This window comes from Pseudomonas atacamensis, assembly GCF_017167965.1.
GTDB lineage: Bacteria > Pseudomonadota > Gammaproteobacteria > Pseudomonadales > Pseudomonadaceae > Aquipseudomonas > Aquipseudomonas atacamensis.
In genome coordinates this window covers 4,379,179-4,397,394 of record NZ_CP070503.1, presented here as the reverse complement: position 1 = coordinate 4,397,394, position 18,216 = coordinate 4,379,179, and the positions used below count along the sequence as shown (strand labels likewise).

At 59.3% G+C, this 18,216-nt stretch carries 17 protein-coding genes; all 17 read left to right on the top strand.

Going from position 1 to position 18,216, the window contains the following annotated elements; all coding sequences use genetic code 11:
* Position 1 precedes the first annotated feature (1 nt).
* The 17 genes from JWU58_RS20060 to JWU58_RS19980 all read left to right on the top strand — a co-directional run bounded on the left by JWU58_RS20060 (position 2) and on the right by JWU58_RS19980 (position 18,109).
* Positions 2–739, top strand: coding sequence for a cephalosporin hydroxylase family protein (locus JWU58_RS20060; RefSeq protein ID WP_125925352.1), 738 nt, complete (start codon positions 2–4; stop codon positions 737–739).
* 54 nt (positions 740–793) lie between these two features.
* Positions 794–3,709, top strand: a complete 2,916-nt coding sequence (locus JWU58_RS20055; RefSeq protein WP_206420844.1) for a glycosyltransferase family 2 protein — start codon at positions 794–796, stop codon at positions 3,707–3,709.
* Positions 3,710–3,731: 22 nt separating this feature from the next.
* Positions 3,732–4,733, top strand: coding sequence for a UDP-N-acetylglucosamine 4,6-dehydratase (inverting) (pseB, locus tag JWU58_RS20050; protein ID WP_206420843.1), 1,002 nt, complete (start codon positions 3,732–3,734; stop codon positions 4,731–4,733).
* Complete coding sequence (gene pseC, locus JWU58_RS20045; RefSeq protein ID WP_206420842.1) at positions 4,730–5,890, top strand: UDP-4-amino-4,6-dideoxy-N-acetyl-beta-L-altrosamine transaminase; 1,161 nt, start codon at positions 4,730–4,732, stop codon at positions 5,888–5,890. The genes pseB and pseC overlap by 4 nt, the downstream gene beginning before the upstream one ends.
* A 27-nt stretch (positions 5,891–5,917) precedes the next feature.
* The gene (locus JWU58_RS20040) at positions 5,918–6,538 is read left to right on the top strand and encodes a pseudaminic acid biosynthesis-associated methylase (protein WP_122611588.1); all 621 of its coding nucleotides are present in this window, start codon (positions 5,918–5,920) and stop codon (positions 6,536–6,538) included.
* Positions 6,535–7,230, top strand: a complete 696-nt coding sequence (pseF, locus tag JWU58_RS20035; protein WP_206420841.1) for a pseudaminic acid cytidylyltransferase — start codon at positions 6,535–6,537, stop codon at positions 7,228–7,230. Before JWU58_RS20040 ends, pseF begins: the two co-directional genes overlap by 4 nt.
* Entirely contained in the window at positions 7,227–8,732 is a 1,506-nt protein-coding gene (pseG, locus tag JWU58_RS20030) for a UDP-2,4-diacetamido-2,4,6-trideoxy-beta-L-altropyranose hydrolase (RefSeq protein ID WP_206420840.1), read from the top strand. Before pseF ends, pseG begins: the two co-directional genes overlap by 4 nt.
* Positions 8,725–9,777 (top strand): pseudaminic acid synthase, encoded by a 1,053-nt coding sequence (gene pseI / locus JWU58_RS20025; RefSeq protein ID WP_071171429.1) that lies wholly within the window; start codon positions 8,725–8,727, stop codon positions 9,775–9,777. The genes pseG and pseI overlap by 8 nt, the downstream gene beginning before the upstream one ends.
* A 227-nt stretch (positions 9,778–10,004) precedes the next feature.
* A complete protein-coding gene (locus JWU58_RS20020; protein ID WP_016771093.1) occupies positions 10,005–10,931 on the top strand; it encodes a ketoacyl-ACP synthase III in 927 nt (308 codons plus the stop codon).
* An 86-nt stretch (positions 10,932–11,017) separates the two neighbouring features.
* A complete protein-coding gene (locus tag JWU58_RS20015) occupies positions 11,018–12,307 on the top strand; it encodes a motility associated factor glycosyltransferase family protein (RefSeq protein ID WP_206420839.1) in 1,290 nt (429 codons plus the stop codon).
* Positions 12,304–12,570, top strand: coding sequence for a hypothetical protein (locus JWU58_RS20010; protein ID WP_122611582.1), 267 nt, complete (start codon positions 12,304–12,306; stop codon positions 12,568–12,570). The genes JWU58_RS20015 and JWU58_RS20010 overlap by 4 nt, the downstream gene beginning before the upstream one ends.
* Positions 12,571–12,812: 242 nt before the next feature.
* The gene (locus JWU58_RS20005; RefSeq protein WP_073472782.1) at positions 12,813–13,664 is read left to right on the top strand and encodes a flagellin domain-containing protein; all 852 of its coding nucleotides are present in this window, start codon (positions 12,813–12,815) and stop codon (positions 13,662–13,664) included.
* 73 nt (positions 13,665–13,737) lie between these two features.
* Entirely contained in the window at positions 13,738–14,094 is a 357-nt protein-coding gene (locus JWU58_RS20000) for a flagellar protein FlaG (RefSeq protein ID WP_024012099.1), read from the top strand.
* A gap of 82 nt (positions 14,095–14,176) precedes the next feature.
* Positions 14,177–15,625 (top strand): flagellar filament capping protein FliD, encoded by a 1,449-nt coding sequence (fliD, locus tag JWU58_RS19995; RefSeq protein ID WP_122611581.1) that lies wholly within the window; start codon positions 14,177–14,179, stop codon positions 15,623–15,625.
* Between the two features lie 129 nt (positions 15,626–15,754).
* Entirely contained in the window at positions 15,755–16,153 is a 399-nt protein-coding gene (gene fliS, locus JWU58_RS19990) for a flagellar export chaperone FliS (protein ID WP_024012101.1), read from the top strand.
* A gap of 11 nt (positions 16,154–16,164) precedes the next feature.
* A complete protein-coding gene (gene fliT / locus JWU58_RS19985) occupies positions 16,165–16,461 on the top strand; it encodes a flagellar protein FliT (RefSeq protein WP_016771085.1) in 297 nt (98 codons plus the stop codon).
* A 172-nt stretch (positions 16,462–16,633) separates the two neighbouring features.
* On the top strand, positions 16,634–18,109 hold the full coding sequence (locus JWU58_RS19980) for a sigma-54 dependent transcriptional regulator (RefSeq protein WP_016771084.1): 1,476 nt from the start codon (positions 16,634–16,636) through the stop codon (positions 18,107–18,109).
* Positions 18,110–18,216 lie beyond the last annotated feature (107 nt).

Sequence of the window (18,216 nt, the reverse complement as noted above, 5' to 3'; positions counted from 1 at the left end):
GATGACCGAAAACAACATCCACAAAGCCTTCGAAGCCGAATGCCAACAAGAGATCGCGCGCCAGGGTGAGGACCAGAAAGTGGTAGCACTGGCCCGGGATTTCTTCAACGAATCGGCCCGCCATAAATACAGCTACCACTTCTCGTGGATGGGCCGTCCGATCATCCAGTTGCCGCAAGACATGATGGCCATGCAAGAGATCATCTGGCAGGTCAAACCGGACCTGGTCATTGAATGCGGCATTGCCCACGGCGGTTCGATCATCTATTACGCCTCGCTGTTGGAGCTGCAGGGCCACGGCGAAGTGCTGGGCATCGACCTCGACATTCGCCCGCACAACCGTGAAGCCATCGAAAGTCACCCGATGGCCAAGCGCATCCAGATGATCGAAGGTTCGAGTATCGATGAGGCGACCGCGCAGAAAGTCCGTGCAATTGCCGAGGGCAAGAAAGTGATTCTGGTCCTCGATTCCAACCATACCCACGACCACGTACTCGAGGAGCTGCGCTTGTACGCGCCGCTGGTTTCGGTGGGCAGCTACTGCGTGGTGATGGACACCGTGGTTGAAGACATGCCGGCGGACTTTTTTCCGGATCGCCCGTGGGGTCATGGCGATAACCCGAAAACCGCCGTGTGGAAATACCTGGAAGAGAACAAGGATTTCGAGATCGATCGGCAGATGCAGAACAAACTGCTGATCACCGTGGCGCCGGACGGTTATCTGCGCCGCGTTCGTTAATTCGCAACATTACCCAGCGTTGTTTCGGCGAGTCGCCGGTTGTGGAGAGAAGTTATGCAAGGCAAGTACAGTTCTGAACTGACGCTACCGCTCAACGAGTTGTTGACGGTGGTGCTGATTACTCACAATCGGCCGGCGTTCCTGCGCCGTGCGGTGAAGTATTACAGCAGCTTGCCCTGCCGAATCATGGTGCTGGATTCCACGCCGGAACGTCCGGAAGGCGATTTCTCCGCCGTCGATTATCATCATGTACCGCAATTTGCCTACTGGGGGATGCAGGCCAAACTGGCCTATGGCGTCGAGCAACTGAGCACGCCATACATGGTGCTGGCGGCGGATGACGATTTCATCGTGTTCGATTCGCTCTGCGAGTCTGTCGGCTTTCTTCAGGCCAATCGTGACTATGGCATGTGCCACGGCTATTGCCTGATGTACCTGGCTAAGGCCGATGGCGTGAACTACTACCGCCGGGACAAGAAGGTTCAGGAAGACTATTCGTCCGAGCGGGCGCAGGATCGCGTCATTGACTACATGAGTCAGTACATCCCGCCGTTCTACGCGGTGACCCGTACCGACCTGATGAAAACCTGGCACTCGTCATTGCCGCCGGGGACCAATTTCCAATGGCAGGAAATCGGGCACGTGTATTTCCTGCTGGCGAGCGCCAAGGCACGGATCCTGCCGATTCCCTATGTGGTACGCGAGATCAACTACTGCGTTTCCGAACACAATACCGACGTGTATCACTCGCTGACCTATGTTGATGGCAAGTCGGTCGCCGAACGAGAGGCGTTTGCCGAATTCCTCGTCTCGCTGCCGACCGGTATCCAGAACCTCGATGCAGGGCAGGCCAAGGCATTTGTTCTGGAGAGCTTTGCGGCGATGGCCGAGAGTCTGGCGGTCCGCCGGGCGCTGACTGCCGAGTTGATTTTCGAGTCGACCTGGAATCAGCAATTGCGGCGGCCTGATCGGCGCTTCGGCCCACTGCAGTACGTTGAGATGCCGTTCTACAACCAGGCGTTTTTCGATCTTCTGGAACAGTTTGAATTCATGATGCACACCCTGCCGGCGGGTCGCCTCCAGTTGGAGGGGCTGGAAGGCACATGGACGCGTCAGGCGCATCTGCTCCAGGCGCGCAATAACGATACGCCGGAGAGCGTGGTCGACCGGTTGTGGCAGGCGCATGATCTGAATGCGTTCAACCAGGTGGTTGCCAAGCGTCTGGCCGCGCAGCTGCACGTGCTTGGTGACGAGACGGCGGCGCAAGCCATGCATGAATGGGTCGCCCGCCTCGAGGCGCTGACGGTCGACGATCATCAGGTCACGTTCGACAAGATGCAATCGGGACGTTTGTTGAATTGGCTGGCTGCACGTGCGCCTGCCATCGAGCAGCTCGATTCGATCAGCCAACACGTGGCTGCCGAAGGTGGTGGTCAGCAGTTCGGTATCTTCCTGCTTGATCTGGACAACGACATCGACAAGTTGCAGGTGTCGCTCGACAGCCTGGTCGAGGGGCACTGCAAAGCGTTCAGGATTGTCGTGTTCACCACTGGTGAAGCACCGGCAGCGACCACTGCGCAGAACACCCTGCACTTTGTCCGTGTCACGCCCGGCAATCTCGTCGACAAACTCAACCAGAGCGCTCAGCAGTCGCCAAGCGACTGGTTGATGTTGGCTCAGGCCGGTGATGAGTTCACCGCTAGCGGCCTGTTGCGCGCCAGCCTTGAACTGATGGGTGCCGAGAGTGTGCGTGCGGTCGCCACCGATGAAATCCAGCGCAAGGAAAACGGCGCACTGGTCGACGTATTCCGCCCAGGTTTCAACCTGGATCTGCTGCAAAGCGTGCCGTCGCTGATGGCGCGGCATTGGTTGATCCGTCGCCAGGTGCTGCTTGACGCTGGCGGTTATCAGGCCGACTTCAGCAAGGCGCTGGAATTCGATCTGTTGCTGCGCATCATCGAACAGGGCGGACTTGACGGTCTTGCGCATCTCGACGAGCCGCTGCTGATCACCGAGCAGGCGCCTCTGGAAGAAAACGCCCACGAGCGTCAGGCGTTGCTGCGTCACTTGGGCAATCGCGGCTACAAGGCCAAAGTCACTTCGGCGGCGCCGGGTACCTGGCAGATCGATTATCGCCACACTGAGCAGCCACTGGTTTCGATCATTGTGCCGGTCATCGATGATTTGCCGGCACTGCGCCGCTGCTTGGAGGGCGTGCTGCTCAAAACCCGTTACAGCCGCTACGAAGTGCTGCTGGCAGCCAACGGCAAGCAGTCGGCAGCGGTCAACGATTGGCTGGGAACGCTGCGCCACGCCAAGGTCAACGTGTTGCGTGCCGACCAGCCGCTGAGCGAAGTCGCTTTGTACAACGCCGCCAGCGAACAGGCGCAGGGTGAATACCTGGTGCTGCTGGCCGCGGACAGCGAAGTGGTCAATCCGAACTGGATCGATTCGCTGCTCAACCATGCCCAGCGTCCTGAGGTCGGCATCGTCGGCGCCAAACTCGTCGATCGCGATGGCAAAGTCGCCAATGCCGGTCTGATTCTTGGTCTGAACGAAGGCGTGGGTTCGCCTTTCATCGGCGAGCAACACAAGGCCGAGGGCTACATGCAGCGGCTGGTTGTCGAGCAGAATTATTCGGCCGTCTCCAGGGTATGCCTGATGGTTGGCAAAGAGCTGTTCAATGCCCTTGGCGGCCTCGACGAAGCGACCTTCGCTGACGGCTATGCTGATGTCGATTTGTGCCTGAAGGCCGGTCAGGCCGGTTACCTCACCGTGTGGACGCCACTGGTGCAGGTGCTGCACACCGGCGAGCTGCCACAGGCGCCAGCAGCATTGGCGGCGTTGCGTGAAAAATGGCCCGACGCCTTTGCCCAGGATCCGGCGTACAACGCCAACCTGGCCTTGAGTGGTAAAGGTTTCACTCTGGGCGAAAACGCCTCGATCAATTGGGCGCAGTTGCTCGCCTGAGCAGGCCGACAGGAACTACAACATGTTCAACGGACAATCGATTTTCATCTCCGGCGGCACCGGCTCGTTCGGGCGCAACTTCATCCGTCGCTTGCTGGAGCAATACCAGCCCAAGCGCGTGGTGGTGTTCTCCCGCGACGAGCTCAAGCAATACGAAATGCAGCAGACGTTCAATGCACCGTGCATGCGTTATTTCATCGGCGACGTGCGTGACGCCGAGCGCTTGCGTCAGGCGATGCGCGGCATCGATTACGTAGTGCATGCCGCCGCGTTGAAGCAGGTGCCGGCGGCGGAGTACAACCCGACCGAATGCATTCGCACCAACGTCAACGGCGCGGAAAACATCATCGCGGCCGCCATCGATAACGGCGTAAAGAAAGTCGTCGCGCTGTCCACCGACAAGGCGGCCAGCCCGATCAATCTGTACGGCGCGACCAAGCTGCTTTCGGACAAATTGTTCGTCGCCGCCAACAACATTGCTGGCGAGCAGCAGACCCGTTTCGCCGTGGTGCGCTACGGCAACGTCGCCGGTTCGCGCGGCTCTGTAGTGCCGTTTTTCAGCAAGCTGATTGCTGAAGGCGCGCAAGAATTGCCGATCACCGACGAGCGCATGACGCGGTTCTGGATCACCCTCGACCACGGCGTGCAGTTCGTCCTCGACAGCTTCGCGCGCATGCACGGCGGCGAAGTGTTCGTACCGAAGATCCCGTCGATCCGCATCGTCGATCTGGCGCGCGGCATGGCTGAACATCTGCCGCACAAGAACGTCGGCATTCGTCCCGGTGAGAAGCTGCACGAACTGATGGTGCCGCTGGACGATGCGCGCATGACCCTTGAGTTTGACGACCATTACACGATTCAGCCGTCGATTCGTTTTACCAGCGTCGACGTCGATTTCGCCGTCGATAAACTCGGTGAGCGTGGCCGTGCCGTGGACGAGGATTTCGAGTATCGCTCGGACACCAACCCGCATTTCCTTTCAGTGGGGCAGATCACCGATCTGCACGCGAAGCTGTCGGTATGATTCCCTACGGTCGGCAGAGCCTTGATCAGGCAGACATCGATGCGGTGGTCGAGGTGTTGCAATCGGACTGGCTGACCCAGGGGCCGACCATCGAACGCTTCGAACAGGCGATGGCCGCGCGTTGCCAGGCCGATTTCGCCGTGGCGGTGTGCAACGCCACCGCGGCGCTGCACATTGCTTGTCTGGCCGCTGATCTGGGGCCGGGCGATCGCTTGTGGACCTCGCCGAATACGTTTCTGGCTTCGGCCAATTGCGGGCGTTATTGCGGCGCTGATGTTGATTTCGTCGACATCGATCCATTGACCTGGAACCTCGACGCCTTTGCCCTTGAAGCGAAGCTCGAACAGGCCGAGCGCGACGGCACGTTGCCCAAAGTCCTCGTCGCCGTCGCGTTCTCCGGGCAGAGCTGCGATATGCGGCGCATCGCCGAACTGGCGGAGCGCTATCACTTCACCGTGATCGAAGACGCCTCGCACGCCGTGGGCGCCAGCTACGCCGGGCGCCCGGTCGGTTGTGGCGAATTTGCGGCAATGACGGTGTTCAGTTTTCACCCGGTGAAGATCATCACCAGCGCCGAGGGCGGCATGATCCTGACCAATCGCCCGGCGCTGGCCGAACGTCTTCGACGCCTGCGCAGCCACGGCATGACCCGCGATCCGCAGCAGATGACCGAGCCCAGCCACGGACCGTGGTATTACCAGCAGATCGAGCTGGGTTTCAACTACCGGATCACCGATCTGCAGGCAGCGCTGGGTCTGTCGCAATTGCGCAAGCTGGATGAGTTTGTCGCGCGTCGCCGGGAATTGGCGGCGCGCTATGATCGCTTGCTGGCGTATTTGCCGGTGACGTTGCCGAGCCCGCAGGAAGAGGCGGAGTCGGCCTGGCACTTGTATGTGATTCGCTTGCAGACCGAGCGCATCAGCCTCAGTCATCGTCAGGTGTTTGAAGGTTTGCGCGCAGCCGGTATCGGCGTGAATCTGCACTACATTCCCGTGCATTTGCAGCCTTACTATCGGGATCTGGGGTTTGCCGAGGGTGATTTCCCCGAGGCCGAGCGCTATTACGCCGAGGCGATCAGCCTGCCGCTGTTCCCCTTGCTGACTGATGAGCAGCAGGATCATGTAGTCGAGCAACTGCGCCGACTGACCGAACGATGACCGCTGCGGCGGTAGACGAGACTGTGTATGCGCGATCTGAGCGAGCAGGAAAGATTCTGGCAGGGTGAGTTCGGCAACCATTACGTTGAGCGCAATGTCGGCCAGGCGCTGGTGGCGGGCAATCTAGGGTTTTTCGCCAAAGCGCTGAGCCGCGCGGGTCGCGTCGACAGTCTGCTGGAGCTGGGTACCAACGCCGGCAACAATTTGCAGGCATTGCGTCAGTTATTGCCGCGTTGCGAACTGTTCGGTGTCGAGATCAACGAAAGCGCGTGCGCGCAGGCGCAGGCGCTGGACATCGCGCAAATCTGGCACGGCTCGTTGTTCGATTTTCCTGTCGAGCGCCGCTACGATCTGACATTGAGCAAAGGCGTGCTGATCCATCTGGCTCCCGAGCTGTTGCCGCGCGCCTATGCGCAGATGTACGAGCTGAGCCAGCGCTACATTCTGATCGCCGAGTACTACAATCCGGCACCGATGGAAATCGCTTACCGCGGTAACAGCGGCAAGCTGTTCAAGCGCGATTTTGCCGGGGAAATGCTTGATCGCTATGCCGATTTGCAACTGCTCGACTATGGCTTCGTCTATCACCGTGATCGGCAATTTCCGGCCGATGACATCACCTGGTTCCTGTTGGAAAAACGCCCTTGAGCAACGTCGCAATCATCCCTGCCCGTGGCGGCAGCAAGCGTATCCCGCGCAAGAATCTCTTGCCGTTCGTGGGCGTGCCGATGATTGTCCGCTCGATCCGCACAGCGCTGGAGTCAGGTTTGTTCGAGCAGGTCGTGGTCAGCACCGACGATGCCGAAATTGCCGACATCGCGAGGGCGCACGGTGCGCAGGTACCGTTCATGCGCCCGGCGGAACTTGCCGATGATTTCACCGGCACTGCGGCGGTCATCGTGCACGCACTGCAGCAGTTGCCGTCCTTCGATTTCGCTTGCTGCATTTACGCCACTGCGCCGCTGTTGCAGGCACGTTATCTGCGTCAGGGTTTGGAGTTGCTGGAGCAGCATCCGCATCGATCATTTGCATTCTCGGTTTGCGATTTCGCGTTTCCGGCACAGCGTGCACTGACAGTCGACGGGGACGGCGCCTTGACGGCGTTGTATCCCGAGTTTCGCAATACTCGTTCGCAGGACTTGCCCGAGGCGTTTCAGGATGCCGGGCAGTTTTACTGGGGCCGCAGCGCGGCGTGGTTGCGCGGTGATGTGCTGTATTCGCCAGCCAGCCTGCCGGTGATTCTGCCGCGATATCTGGTCCAGGATATCGACACCCCCGAAGACTGGCAGCGCGCCGAATACCTTTACGCGGCGCTCAAGGCCGGCGGAGAACTGCAATGAGGGTGCTGATCCGCGCCGACGCTTCGCCGACCATTGGCAGCGGCCACATTGCCCGCTGCCTGACCTTGGCGCGGGTGCTGCGCGGGCAGGGCAGTCATGTCGCATTCGCCTGTCGGCGTTTGCCGGGGCATCGACTGGAAGCCTTGAATGCCGAAGGCTTCGAGACCTTCGCGCTGCCCGAGCGCTATCGTGATGAAGACCCGCTGCAGGCCATCGAATCGATGTTGCCGTGGCAGTTCGATATTGATGCACTGGGCCTGCTGCTGGACGGGCAGGCACCGTTCGACTGGATCATCGTCGACCATTACGGACTCGATCATCACTGGCAAACCGCTGCCCGGCGCTGGTCGCACCGAATCGCCGCCGTGGATGATCTGGCCACGCGGCGCTACAGCGTCGATCTGTTGCTCAATCAGAACCTCTCTGGCTTGAGTGAAAACTACGCGCCGCTGCTGCCGCCAGGCTGTCGCACCTTGCTCGGCCCGCGCTACGCCATGCTGCGCGAAGAATTCAACTGCGGTGCCATCGAGATCAAACCGAAGGCGAGCCGGGTGCTGGTGAACTTCGGCGGTTTCGATGCGGCGAGGCAAACTCATCATGCGATGCTGGCGCTGGCTGATTTCACTGAGTTGCAGGTGGATTTCGTCGCTGGCGCCGACAACCCGGCGTGGACGCAGATGCAAGCGTTGGCCGAGAAGCGACCGAACTGGCGCCTGCACAGTTTCGTCAGTGATTTCCATCAGCGCATGACTGAGGCCGACCTGTTTATCGGCGCTGGCGGTGGCACCAGTTGGGAGCGCGCGGCGTTGGGCTTGCCGACCATCTGCATCGCCGTGGCGAACAATCAGCAGGCCAACGGCGAAGTCATGGCCGCTGCCGGTGCGCATGTGTTCATGGGGGCTCGCGAGCAGGTCAGCGTCGAGCAGTTGCGTGATGCGGTCGGCTTCGTCGTGAACAATCATTTTCTACGCCGCAGCCTTGCCGAGCGCTCGCGGCAACTGGTCGACGGGCGTGGTGCCGCACGCGTCGCGGCGGCGCTGGCCGGCGCGGTGCTGAAACTGCGCCCGGCGACGCTGGACGATGCGCAGTTGCTGTTCGATGGGCGCAATGCTGAAGCGGTACGGCGCTGGTCGCTGGAAACCGGTGTGATCGATTGGGCGCAACACCTGAACTGGCTGACGGCAAGTTTGCGCAACCCGCAACGACTGTTACTGATTGCCGAGGCGGACGACGGTCCGGTCGGGGTTCTGCGTTACGACTTGCGCGGGTTCGAAGCCGAAGTGTCGATCTATCTGCTGGAAGGGCGTTTCGGCCTCGGTTGGGGCAGGGCAGTGCTCAGCCGTGGCGAGGCGTTTGTCGCTGCGCACTGGCCGCAATTGACGCGCATTACTGCGCGGGTCATGCCGGCCAATCAGTCTTCATTGAAAGTCTTCCGCGACGCCGGGTTCATCCAGGAAACCTGCGCGTTCAGCCGTGTTTTGAAGGATCACCCGCATGTCTAGTTTCAAGATTGGCCAGCACACCATCGGTGCCGATGCGCCGCCGTTCATCATTGCCGAGATGAGCGGCAACCATAACCAGTCCCTCGACGTCGCTCTGCAAATCGTCGAGGCAGCGGCCAAGGCCGGGGCGCATGCCTTGAAGCTGCAAACCTACACCGCCGAAACCATGACCCTGGATTTGGCTGAAGGTGAATTCTTCATCAAGGATCCGGGCAGTCTGTGGGCCGGCACGTCGCTCTACGATCTCTACGAAAAAGCTCACACACCGTGGGAGTGGCACGCGCCGATTTTTGCTCGGGCCAAGGAGTTGGGGATGCTCGCGTTCTCGACGCCGTTCGATGACAGCGCGGTGGATTTTCTCGAAAGCCTTGAAGTGCCGGCGTACAAGATCGCCAGTTTCGAAAACACCGATCTGCCGCTGATCCGCCGTGTGGCGGCTACGGGCAAACCGCTGATCATCTCCACCGGCATGGCCAGCATCGCCGAACTGGATGAAACCGTGCGTGCCGCCCGCGAGGCCGGGTGCAAGGATCTGGTGTTGCTCAAGTGCACCAGCACTTATCCGGCCACGCCACTCAACAGCAATGTGCGCACGATCCCGCATCTGCGCGAGCTGTTTGGTTGCGAGGTGGGGCTGTCAGATCATTCGATGGGCGTTGGCGTGTCGGTGGCCGCAGTGGCGCTGGGAGCGACGGTGGTGGAGAAACACTTCACCCTCGACCGTTCCGCCGGTGGCGTGGACGCGAGTTTTTCCCTGGAGCCTGCGGAGCTGGCCAGTCTGGTCGTCGAAACCGAGCGTGCCTGGCAGGCGATGGGGCGTGTTCAGTACGGTCCGACCGAGGCCGAGCGCAAGTCGCTGGTCTATCGCCGCTCGCTGTATGTCACCGCTGACATGGCCGCCGGTGAAGCCTTTACTGGCGACAATCTGCGCGCCATTCGTCCCGGTCTCGGTCTGCCGCCCAAGCACACCGAAGCCGTCCTCGGACGCCGTGCGCGCACCGCGATCAAGCGCGGTACGCCGCTGGATTGGTCGCTGGTCGAATAGGCCAATCTGCCATCGATTCGGCAAAATAGCGTGACCTGCGAGTCATAACGCGCATCTTCACTGTATTGTATTGACCGGGGAGATGGCGCCTGGCCCGTTTTGCGGTTCCAGTGATAGCCCTTTGCGCTTCCCGTGGCTGCCCGTCGTGGCGGCCGTTTTCTGTTTGTCGGCGCCCCTCGAATCCTTGCGAGCGGTGGTTTTGGGCTGTTTTTTATTGGGAAGCCGTAATGATTGGCATAAAAAGCATTGCGAGCTACGTTCCTGTAGCCGGCGTGGACAATTACGCACAAGGTGCAAAATTCGAAAAGGATGAAGAGTTCATCCTTGGCAAGATCGGTTCGGCGTTCCTGCCGCGCAAAGACGCTGAGCAGGAAACTTCCGACCTGTGCGTGGAAGCGGCCAATGCGCTGTTCGCCAGCAATCCTGAACTGAAGCGTGAATCGATCGACGCGTTGATTGTCGTCACGCAAAACGGTGACGAAGAAGGCCTGCCGCACACAGCAGCAATCGTCCAGGACAAACTCGGCCTGCCGACCAATGTCGCAGCGTTCGATATCTCTTTGGGCTGCTCCGGTTACGTCTACGGCATCTACGCGATCAAGGGCTTCATGGAAGCCGCCGGCCTGAAGAACGGCCTGCTGATCACCGCTGACCCGTATTCGAAAATCGTTGACCCGGAAGACCGCAACACCACCATGCTGTTTGGCGATGCCGCCACCGCTACGTGGATGGGCGAAAACCCGACCTGGGCGCTGGGCAAGGCCAAGTTCGGCACCGACGGTTCCGGCGCACCGCATTTGAAAGTCAGCAACGGCGTGTTCTTCATGAATGGTCGTCAGGTCTTCAACTTCGCTCTGCTGAAAGTCCCGGCGCACTTGCACGAGCTGCTCGACGATTCCAATCTCAAGGCCGATGACATCGACGCATTCTGCATTCACCAGGGCAGCGCGGCGATTGTCGACGCCGTGGCGCGACGCTTTGAAGGCGAACCGGAGAAGTTCATCAAGGACATGGTCGAGACCGGCAACACCGTGTCGTCGAGCATTCCGCTGCTGTTGGAAAAACACGTCCTCGACTCTGACTGGCAGCGCGTTGCGCTGAGCGGTTTTGGTGTCGGTCTGTCGTGGGGCTCGGCGATCATCTATCGTCCGTAAACTGCAGAAAAACCACTGATACAAAAATAGCGTTCAAGGTTAACCTTGAACGCTATTTTTTTGCCCGAGAAGGAGCGCGAGGCGCCATGAGCGAGTTTTTCCAAGCCAATGCCGAGGTGTTGCAACGGCGCTGGCCGACGCTGTTCGAGCGATTGATGGCTGAAGACAGCGCGTCCGTACAGGCCGAACTCGTGCAAGGGCTGGGCTCGACGCTGAGCGTTGACGGCATTCAGTTGACCAGTCGCCATGATCGTCTGCATGAGGCGCAGGTTCAGGCGGCAAGCCTGCCGGCAAAACCGCATCTGCATGTCTATGGCACCGGCCTGGGCGATTTGCCCGGCGTGCTGCTCGATCGCGCAGACCTGGAAAAACTGTACGTGCACATCCTCAACGGCGCGCTGTTCGCGCTGGTACTGCAACTGCTCGATCAGCGCCAGTGGCTGCAGGATCCTCGGGTCGAACTGTTTTACGCCGGTGATCATCCTGACTTCTTCACGCCATTCTTTGCCTTGCCCGCCGAGATGCTGCTGGCCGATGACTTCAACGCGAAGATCCGCGACCGGCTGACCAATGAAGTGCACCTGACATTCAACAATCGCGATTTCGATCCGCAGTCGCCACAAATCCAGCAACGCTTGCAGGAATGTCTGCCGGTGCTGCTTGGCGATGACGATGTCGCGCAGCTGTTCGGCAGTTGCGCTGGACGTGAAATCTACGTGATCGCCACCGGCCCGACGCTGGAGCAGCATTTCGAGCGGCTGGCGGCGATTCGTCAGCGTGCCGAGCGGCCGTTGTTCATCTGTGTTGATACCGCTTATCGACCGTTGCGCGAACACGGCATCGTGCCTGATCTGGTGGTGAGCATCGATCAGCGCATCGGCTTTCGGCATCTGCCCTTCGATACGTCTGACGGCATTACGCTGGTGTACCTGCCGATGAGCGACCCGCAGGTATTGAAGGCATGGAAGGGCAAGCGCTATGGCGGCTATTCGGTCAGCCCGATCTATGCCGAGCTGAAAGAACAGTATCCACGCGGCGAGCTGCACGTCGGCGGCAGCGTGATTCATCCGGCGGTGGATCTTGCGGTGAAGATGGGCTCCGAGCGTATCACCCTGTTTGGCGCTGACTTCGCTTTCCCGATGAACAAGACTCACGCCGGTTGGAATGACGGCGATCTCGGACCACCGGTGAATCAGGCGCGGCACTGGGTGCGCGATGGCCACGGTCAGCGCGTCAGCACTCAGCTGAATTTTCGCGGCTATCTGTGTGTGCTCGAGCGTTATATCGCTGCGCATCCAAAGGTCGAATTTCTCAACAGCAGCCGCGCCGGCGCATTGATTGCCGGGACCGCTTTCAATCCGGAGTTCGTGCAATGAGTGCGCTGGGTCAGTGTCAGGATCAGTGTCGTCAGTGTGCGGCGTTGTTTCGCCTTGGGCGTGACGTTGAGGCGGCGCTGACGATGGTCGATGTATTCGAACAGGCTCAACTATGCCTGGCGTCTGCCGCGGTGGATGTTCAGCAGATGTGGGCACAGGTGCTGATGCAGATGCTCAACTGTCAGGAACGCCAGGATTGGTTGGGGCTGGCTGACTACATGGAATACGAGTTGGTTGAATTGCTGGAAAACGCCGGGCGCTGAGCCGCTGCGCAGCGCTGGCCCGCGGCTTTGCGTTGCAGGCGGTTTTATGACGTCATTTTTTCGCGCTGGATGTGCTGCTAAGTCTTTGTTTTCTCGGGGGTGGCGTGGTGATGGCAAAATTTTTTCAAAAAGCCCTCAAGCAACCTGCAATCCCGACGATAACTATTACGAAGGTTCTCTAGGCCATACCCGGCGGTTGCCAGGGCCGGAAGCCGCAGTACCCAACCAACGAGGAATTCGTCATGGCTTTAACAGTAAACACCAACACCACATCGTTGAACGTTCAGAAAAACCTGAACCGCGCTTCCGACGCTCTGTCCACTTCGATGCAGCGCCTGTCTTCCGGCCTGAAAATCAACAGCGCCAAAGACGACGCCGCTGGCCTGCAGATCTCCAACCGTATGTCTTCGCAGATCCGCGGTAACACCCAGGCCATCCAGAACGCCAACGACGGTATCTCCGTTGCCCAGACCGCTGAAGGCGCTCTGCAAGCTACTACCGACATCCTGCAGCGTATGCGTGAACTGGCTGTTAAAGCCCGTAACGGTACCAACGGCACTGCTGACCAGACCGCTACCAACGCTGAATTCGCTCAGATGTCCGACGAGATCACCCGTATCTCGGCTTCGACCAACCTGAACGGCAAAAACCTGCTGGACGGTTCGGCTGGCACTGTGACCCTGCAAGTGGGCGCAAACACCGGTTCGGCTAACCACATCGACCTGGTACTGAGCTCCAAGTTCGACGCCGTCAGCCTGTCGGTTGGCAGCGGCACTGTTGTACTGACTGGCGCCAGCCCTTCTGACGCTGCCGTCGCCATCGACAGCGCGATCACTGCAATCGACGCAGCTATCGCTAACATCGGTGCAACCCGCGCCAGCCTGGGTGCTTCGCAAAACCGTCTGACCAGCACCATCCAGAACCTGCAGAACATCACTGAAAACACCACCGCTGCTCAGGGTCGTGTACAGGACACCGACTTCGCCGCTGAAACTGCTAACCTGACCAAGCAGCAGACTCTGCAGCAAGCTTCGACCTCCGTACTGGCTCAAGCCAACCAACTGCCTTCCGCTGTACTGAAGCTGCTTCAGTAATTTCGGAATGAGTTTAAGCGGGGGAGTGCGCTTGTCGTGCTCTCTCGCTTTTTTACGTTAAGAGGTGATGGGCATGGACATGAGCGTAAAGCTTAACGTGTCTTATCCGGCTCCCAAGCCAGTGCCACCGGTTGCTGACAAACCGTCAGAGCTGCCTAAAGTCCAAAAGACTGAAGCGCCGGTCGCTGCCAAGGATCAGGATGCGGACGGCGCCAAGTTGAAACTGGCGGTGCAAGAGATAGAAAAGTTCGTCCAGTCGATCAAGCGTAATCTGGAGTTCTCGATCGACGAGCATTCCGGCAAGGTCATCGTCAAGGTGATCGCGAGCGAGACGGGTGAAGTCGTTCGACAGATTCCTTCCGCCGAAGCCCTCAAACTGGCCGACAGCCTCGCCAATGCAAGTCATGTATTGTTCGACGCCAAAGTCTGATAAATGGCATGAATAGTGTTTGTTCGTTCTCAGGACGCGTGTAACGGTCAAAAGAATGGCAACAATCTGAAGGGAGATGCACATGGCAAGTCCAATTCTACCGGGTTCCGGACTGGGTTCCGGCCTGGACATCGGCGCGATCGTGACCGCGCTGGTCAACGCCGACAAGTCTGCCAAGCAGACGCAGATCGATACTGCGACCAAAACCAACAGCCTGAAGATTTCCGGTGTCGGTTCGCTGAAAAGTGCACTGGCTGCGTATCAGAAAGCCATGGGTGATCTGAACAAGGCGACGAGCCCGGCGTTTGCCGGTTTTACTGCGACTTCGGACACGCCGACTGTTGTCGGTGCCACATCGGATAAAACCGCCGTACCGGGTACGTATAGCGTCGTTGTGAAAAATCTGGCCACCGGCTCGAAAGTCGCCAGTGCCGCCTTCGCCGGCGGGGCCGCCAGTGCCATTCCGAGTGGTACTCTGAAAATCAGTCAGAATGGCATTGATTACAATGTCGCGATTCCGGCCAATGCCACCTTGCAGTCCACGCGCGATGCGATCAACACCGCGCAGGCCAGCAACGGTATTTCGGCCAACATCGTGACCGACAGCACCGGTTCGTCGCGACTGGTGCTCAGCTCGAACAAGACGGGTGCCGGCATGGACCTGAAGGTCAGCGGGATCGCTGGTCTGGAGATCGATGGCACCCAGGAAATGGGCAGCAGCCCGGCGGCCGGTGCGTCCGGAGCCGTCGGTAAGCTGGCGATGGATGCCAGTCTGACCATCGACGGCCTGGCCGTTACCAGCAAGACCAATACCGTGACCGGTGCGATCAGCGGCATGACGCTTAACCTGACTGCCGCCAGTCCCTTGGTCAATGGCGTCGCAACGCCAGCGACCGTTTCGGTTGCGACCAATACCGCCGGCATCCAGACATCGCTGCAATCGTTCATCGATTCCTATAACACCCTGAAGAAAACCATCGACACCTTGTCCAAGGCAACGCCGGATGCCGACGGCAATCTGACCGTTTCCGCAGCCTTCACTGGTGACGCTCTGCCGCGTTCGTTGATGGCGGATGTGCGCGCTCAGTTGACAGATCCAGGGGCGGGCGGAGCGGGGCAATTGTCCGTGCTCTCGCAGATGGGCGTATTGACCGATAGCAAAACCGGTTTGCTGACGCTCGATACGGCGGTGTTCAACAAGCGGATGGAAACTCCGGGCATGGCTGGCCAGGTTCAGCAGCTCTTCAGCGGCACCGATTCCAAGAATGGTCTGTTGGCGCGTATGACTGCGGCGGTTGATCCGTACGTCAAGACTGGTGGGCTGCTCGATCAGCGCAGTTCCAACCTGACTAATCTGACATCGAGCCTGCAAAAGCAGCAGGCGGCGCTGGATCTGCGCGTGGCCAACCTGACGACGACGTTGACCGCCAAGTACAACGCCATGGACTTGCTGGTAGGGCAGATGAAGGCAACGGCGAGCAACATCACGTCGTTCTTCAGCTCGCTGAACGCTCAGCAGTCCGCGAAGTAACAGTCAGTAACGACAAAAACCCGGCTACGCTTTATCGGCGTGCGCCGGGTTTTTGTCTTTTGATCTAAAGTTTTCGGACCGGTTGGCGATACACTGGTTATACGAGTCAACGTGGCAATGAGGTAGAACATGAACCCGATGTTAGCCCTTCGGCAGTACCAGAAAGTCGGCGCCCATGCGCAGACGTCCGAAGCGAGCCCGCACCGCCTGGTGCAAATGTTGATGGAAGGTGGACTGGCCCGTATTGCTCAGGCCAAGGGCGCCATCGAGCGCAAGGACATCCCCGCCAAATGCACGGCGATAAGCAAGGCCATCGGCATTGTCAGTGGCCTGCGTGAAGGTCTCGACCTTGAGAACAACGCCGAGGCACTGGCCGATCTGGATGGCCTGTACATCTACATGATGAAGCGCCTCGCCGAGGCGAACATCAGCAGTGATCCGCGTGTCCTCGATGAAGTGGCCGGTCTGCTGACAACGGTAAAAGAAGGCTGGGACGCCATCGCGCCTGTGCCGGCTCCGCAGTTCTGAAGGAGATCACCATGAGTCTTGTATTGCAGCGAATTGCAGATACCCGTGAAGCGTTGGTCGGAGCATTGGCCGAACGAAACTGGGAAGCCATTGGTGAGTTGGATCTGGCTTGCCGTTCCTGCATGGAAGACGTCATGGCGGAAGCTTCGCTGGACGAAGTAGCACTGCGCGACAACCTTGAGGAGCTGCTATTCGTCTACAAAGAGCTTCTCGAGGTAGCAATGGGCGAGCGGCAGGCGATAGCCAACGAGATGTCGCAGATCACCCAAGCGCAAAAGGCTGCAAAGGTTTACCATCTGTTTGGTTGATTAACCGTCAGTTAAACCAGAGATGTGCGCCATAAATTTGACTGTGCACGGTTTTTTGACTTAACTAGTGGCTATTATCAGGTTTAGGGCGTCTACAGGCACATGGTGTCCTGCAAGCGTCTCGCTTGCCTTATTTTTCGGGCATTGAGTTGACTAGGGAAGTTGCTATTGCATGTGGCGTGAAACCAAAATTCTGCTGATCGATGACGATAGCGTCCGCCGCCGCGACCTGGCGGTGATTCTGAATTTTCTTGGCGAAGAAAATTTGCCCTGCGGCAGCCATGACTGGCAGCAGGCTGTCGGCTCTTTGTCGTCTAGTCGTGAAGTCATTTGCGTACTGATCGGGACCGTCAATGCTCCTGGCGCGCTTTTGGGCTTGCTAAAGACACTCGCAACCTGGGATGAGTTCCTTCCGGTTTTGTTAATGGGCGATAATTCTTCCGTTGACCTGCCTGAAGACCAGCGTCGCCGCGTCCTGTCGACCCTGGAAATGCCGCCTAGCTACAGCAAATTGCTCGATTCGCTGCACCGCGCCCAGGTCTATCGCGAGATGTACGATCAGGCTCGCGAGCGCGGCCGTCATCGCGAACCCAATCTATTCCGCAGCCTCGTCGGCACCAGCCGTGCGATTCAGCACGTGCGGCAGATGATGCAGCAAGTGGCCGACACCGACGCCAGCGTGCTGATTCTTGGCGAGTCCGGCACCGGCAAGGAAGTGGTCGCGCGCAACCTGCACTACCACTCCAAACGCCGCGACGCGCCATTCGTGCCGGTCAACTGCGGGGCGATCCCTGCAGAGCTGCTCGAAAGCGAACTGTTCGGCCACGAGAAGGGCGCTTTCACTGGCGCGATCACCAGCCGTGCCGGGCGCTTTGAGCTGGCCAACGGCGGCACGCTGTTCCTCGACGAAATCGGCGATATGCCGCTGCCGATGCAGGTCAAGCTGCTGCGCGTATTGCAAGAGCGCACCTTCGAACGCGTGGGCAGCAACAAGACCCAGAGCGTCGACGTGCGCATCATTGCCGCAACGCACAAGAATCTCGAAAGCATGATCGAGATCGGCTCGTTCCGCGAAGACCTCTACTATCGCCTGAACGTGTTCCCGATCGAGATGGCGCCACTGCGTGAGCGCGTCGAAGACATCCCGCTGCTGATGAACGAACTGATCTCGCGCATGGAGCACGAGAAGCGCGGTTCGATCCGTTTCAACTCGGCGGCGATCATGTCGCTGTGCCGTCACGGCTGGCCGGGCAACGTCCGCGAGCTGGCCAACCTGGTCGAGCGCATGGCGATCATGCACCCGTACGGCGTGATCGGCGTGGTCGAGTTGCCGAAGAAATTCCGCTACGTCGACGACGAAGACGAGCAGATGGTCGACAGCCTGCGCAGCGATCTGGAAGAGCGCGTGGCGATCAACGGCCATACGCCTGACTTCAGCGCCAGTGCACTGCTGCCGCCGGAAGGCCTCGACCTCAAGGACTACCTCGGTGGTCTGGAGCAGGGCCTGATTCAGCAAGCGCTGGACGATGCCAATGGCATTGTTGCCCGCGCCGCTGAACGTCTGCGCATCCGTCGCACCACCCTGGTCGAGAAGATGCGCAAATACGGCATGAGCCGGGCTGGAGGAGACGAACAGGCGGATGATTGACGCCTGTTTTTCAAGCGCTTCATTTATAAGCAGTTTTTTTTAGGCACGGGTATTGCTACAGCCCTCGCAACGTTCCGTTTCACTGACGGTCAGCCAAGCGAGAGAGC

Bases quoted from the DNA above. Each gene is read 5' to 3' on its own strand.
- JWU58_RS20060 (WP_125925352.1), top strand. From the start codon at position 2: ATGACCGAAAACAACATCCACAAAGCCTTCGAAGCCGAATGCCAACAA.
- JWU58_RS20055 (WP_206420844.1), top strand. From the start codon at position 794: ATGCAAGGCAAGTACAGTTCTGAACTGACGCTACCGCTCAACGAGTTG.
- pseB (WP_206420843.1), top strand. From the start codon at position 3,732: ATGTTCAACGGACAATCGATTTTCATCTCCGGCGGCACCGGCTCGTTC.
- pseC (WP_206420842.1), top strand. From the start codon at position 4,730: ATGATTCCCTACGGTCGGCAGAGCCTTGATCAGGCAGACATCGATGCG.
- JWU58_RS20040 (WP_122611588.1), top strand. From the start codon at position 5,918: ATGCGCGATCTGAGCGAGCAGGAAAGATTCTGGCAGGGTGAGTTCGGC.
- pseG (WP_206420840.1), top strand. From the start codon at position 7,227: ATGAGGGTGCTGATCCGCGCCGACGCTTCGCCGACCATTGGCAGCGGC.
- pseI (WP_071171429.1), top strand. From the start codon at position 8,725: ATGTCTAGTTTCAAGATTGGCCAGCACACCATCGGTGCCGATGCGCCG.
- JWU58_RS20020 (WP_016771093.1), top strand. From the start codon at position 10,005: ATGATTGGCATAAAAAGCATTGCGAGCTACGTTCCTGTAGCCGGCGTG.
- JWU58_RS20015 (WP_206420839.1), top strand. From the start codon at position 11,018: ATGAGCGAGTTTTTCCAAGCCAATGCCGAGGTGTTGCAACGGCGCTGG.
- JWU58_RS20010 (WP_122611582.1), top strand. From the start codon at position 12,304: ATGAGTGCGCTGGGTCAGTGTCAGGATCAGTGTCGTCAGTGTGCGGCG.
- JWU58_RS20005 (WP_073472782.1), top strand. From the start codon at position 12,813: ATGGCTTTAACAGTAAACACCAACACCACATCGTTGAACGTTCAGAAA.
- JWU58_RS20000 (WP_024012099.1), top strand. From the start codon at position 13,738: ATGGACATGAGCGTAAAGCTTAACGTGTCTTATCCGGCTCCCAAGCCA.
- fliD (WP_122611581.1), top strand. From the start codon at position 14,177: ATGGCAAGTCCAATTCTACCGGGTTCCGGACTGGGTTCCGGCCTGGAC.
- fliS (WP_024012101.1), top strand. From the start codon at position 15,755: ATGAACCCGATGTTAGCCCTTCGGCAGTACCAGAAAGTCGGCGCCCAT.
- fliT (WP_016771085.1), top strand. From the start codon at position 16,165: ATGAGTCTTGTATTGCAGCGAATTGCAGATACCCGTGAAGCGTTGGTC.
- JWU58_RS19980 (WP_016771084.1), top strand. From the start codon at position 16,634: ATGTGGCGTGAAACCAAAATTCTGCTGATCGATGACGATAGCGTCCGC.